Genomic DNA, 1,026 nt, shown 5'->3' on the forward strand with positions numbered 1-1,026 from the left:
ACAATAAAATCATGCACTTATTGTTATAGAGTTGTTTTTAAAGAAACACTCGCAAAACGAATAAATAAATGACATTAATATTGAGTTTCTTATAAAATAGCGCACGTAAAACAATAAGATATCAGGCACTGTGCAGTTAGGCTCCAGCGAAACCCAAGTTTATTATCATCTTCTTGATCTGGACGACTCTCAAAAGCAGCAATACCTCCAAGAATTGCAACAGAGTCAACCTGAGCTATACATTCAACTCGCGCCCCTTTTAGCCCATGAAGCCCCAGAAGAGCGATTAACGCAATTGCTTTACTTTGGCGCTCATCAAGCGACCAGCAGCGAGATCGACCTTAGTGGCGAAGTGATCAGTAAGTATCGCCTAACTCATGAGTTGGGGCGTGGTGGTATGGGCGTCGTTTATGCCGCGCAACGCGCAGATGAGACCTTCGAGCAAGATCTTGCGATCAAATTCATCCAAAGCAATTTAAGTAATGTGCTCGGACAACGGGCACTTTTCGATGACGCGCAGCTACTAGCACGTTTAAATCACCCTTATATTGCGAAAGTCTTTGACGGCGGCCTGCATGACGACTCGGTTTACATCGTCATGGAGCGCGTGTTTGGCCAAACATTGGATGATTATCTTGTCGATGTCACGCTGACAGACCAAGAGAAGCTCACGCTGTTTAAGCAGATTTGCCAGGCAATGGAACACGCGCATCATCACCACGTGTTACACGCCGATCTCAAGCCTGAAAATATCCTGATTGACCCAAATAAACGACCGAAATTGCTCGATTTCAATCTGACGCAGAAAGTGTAAAACAGCGGTGGCGAATCCCCACCCGCATTAATTGCGTTTAGCCAAAACTTTGCCAGTCCAGAACAACAGACTGGTCAGTTTCTGACGGCACAAAGCGATGTGTACTCTCTGGGTAAAATTCTCGCGATGATGTTTCCGTCACCGCGCGTTTGGTCTGATGTTTACTGGGTCATTAGACGCGCGACACGCTCTGCCGCAAAACTGCGCTATTC

At 46.1% G+C, this 1,026-nt stretch carries 1 pseudogene; it reads left to right on the forward strand.

Going from position 1 to position 1,026, the window contains the following annotated elements:
• Nucleotides 1-130: 130 nt before the first annotated feature.
• Nucleotides 131-1,026: pseudogene (locus R7E78_RS24700) on the forward strand (serine/threonine-protein kinase); the annotation flags it as partial.

The sequence above is a fragment of the Vibrio sp. YT-19(2023) genome, from assembly GCF_033337395.1.